The organism is Streptomyces sp. NPDC001231 (assembly GCF_042896885.1).
Lineage (GTDB): Bacteria > Actinomycetota > Actinomycetes > Streptomycetales > Streptomycetaceae > Streptomyces.
In genome coordinates, this window is sequence record NZ_JBIAXS010000072.1 from 1 (window position 1) to 2,049 (window position 2,049).

General features: G+C 69.0%; 1 protein-coding gene. It reads left to right on the forward strand.

Annotated features, from left to right (window positions below; genetic code table 11):
- Window positions 1-114 precede the first annotated feature (114 nt).
- A complete protein-coding gene (locus ACFY3J_RS38765; RefSeq protein WP_390842884.1) occupies window positions 115-1,890 on the forward strand; it encodes an IS481 family transposase in 1,776 nt (591 codons plus the stop codon).
- The last annotated feature ends 159 nt before the right edge of the window (window positions 1,891-2,049 follow it).

A 2,049-nucleotide genomic window follows, 5' to 3' on the forward strand; every position in this document is an offset into this window, starting at 1 on the left:
GTCTCGGTTGATGCTTGACGTTGTGGCTTCACCTGATGCTTGACACCGCTTGCCTCGGCTTGGCTGTGCGCATCTGATCCGCGTGCAGGGAGGGCCGGGGCCGTGCTGGTGGAGTTGAGCGTGGTCGAGCAGCGGTATCACGCGGTGATGGAGGTCGCCGCGGGGGTTCCGGTCACCCAAGTCGCCGCCCGGTATGGGGTGTCGAGGCAGTCGGTGCACTCCTGGGTGCGCAAGTACGAGCAGTCGGGCCTGCCGGGATTGGCGGACCGGTCGCACCGGCCGGCCTCGTGTCCGCACCGGATCGCCGGGGAAGTGGAGGCGGTGGTGTGTGAGTTGCGGCGCCGGCATCCCGGCTGGGGTCCGCGCAGGCTGGTGCACGAGCTGGAACGCAGGGGCATCACGCCGGTGCCGTCCAGGGCGACGGTCTACCGGGTCCTGGTCCGCAATGGTCTGGTCGAGCCGGGAGTGCGTAAGCGGCGCCGGTCGGATTATCGCAGGTGGGAGCGGTCGACGGCGATGGAACTGTGGCAGATGGACATCGTCGGCGGGATCCTGCTGGCAGATGGCAGCGAGTGCAAGATGGTCACTGGGATCGACGACCACTCCCGGTTCATGGTGATCGCGAAGGTGGTGCAGCGGGCCACGGCCCGGGCGGTGTGTCTGGCCTTCGGCGAGGCACTGGTGCGGTTCGGAGTGCCCGGCGAGGTGCTGACGGACAACGGCAAGCAGTTCACCGCCCGCTTCGGCTTCGGCAAGCCCGGAGAGACGATGTTCGACCGGATCTGCCGGGAGAACGGCATCGCTCACCGGCTGACGAAGCCGCAGTCCCCGACGACCACGGGGAAGATCGAACGCTTCCACCAGACCCTGCGGCGTGAACTCCTCGACGACCACGATCCGTTCTCCGACGTGGCGACGGCGCAGGCGGTGGTGGATGCCTGGCTGGAGGACTACAACCGGATGCGGCCGCACCAGGCCCTGGACATGGCCGTCCCGGCCAGCCGCTTCGTTCCCAGGCCGCGGTCCGAGCAGGACGCGTTGCCGGTGGTGCTGCCCGCCCGTCTCGACCCGGTCCCCGCTCCGGCATCCGCGGCGCCTGAGCCAGAGCCCGTGCCACGGGCCTGGCCGATGGCCGAAGGCGAGGTCGGTGCGATCGAGGTGGATCGGGTGGTTCCCGCGTCGGGGAACCTGAGCCTGCGCGGGCAGCAGATCTGGTTCGGGCCGGCCCTGGCCGGCACCACGGTGACCTTGCGGATCGACGTGAACCGGCTGCACGTCCTCATCGGCGGCGGCCGGCACAAGACCCTGCCCTCGAAGCTGTCTGGCCGGGATCTCAAAGCCCTGCTGGCAGGCGGAGGCGCCCGACCCGCCGGCCCCTGGGCGGACGACCCCGGCCTGGCGAAGGACACGAAGGGGGCGGTGGAGGTGGACCGGACCGTCAACGCGGTCGGCTACGTCGGTCTGGCAGGTGACAAGGTCCTGGTCGGCTGGCCGTTCGCCGGACAGCGGGTCACTCTTCGGCTCGACGGGAAAGTCCTGCAGGTCCTGGACGAGCAGCGTGTCCTGCAAGCCACCCTGCCCAGCCCGCTGCCGCCCTCGGCCTGCGGACGTCTGCAAGGCGCTCGTCCGGCCGGGCCGTCACCGCTGCTGCCTCCGCCCGCCGAGCAGATCGCCGAGCGGACGGTCAGCAGCGTCGGCGGCTTCATGGTCGCCGGACAGCGCGTCCAGCTCGGCCGCGGCTATGCCCACCAGGTCGTCACCGCCCACCTGGACGAGGAAACGATCCGGGTCTTTCACAGCGGCGAGCTGATCACCACCGTCCCGCGTGTCACCAGGAAGGAGGTGGTGGTCCGCAAATCCGGCGAACACAACCGCCGGAAGATCGTCTAGGGCCAATACCGATGACTTATGTAGCACTTCGAGGCTCTGACGTGCGGAAACGCCTTCGCCCGGAGCGTCAGTAGCCGCTTAAGTCACTGGCATTGCGTCTAGGGCAGACGTCAAGCACCACCCGACGCCAACCCGTCAACCATCAACTGAGACTCGACA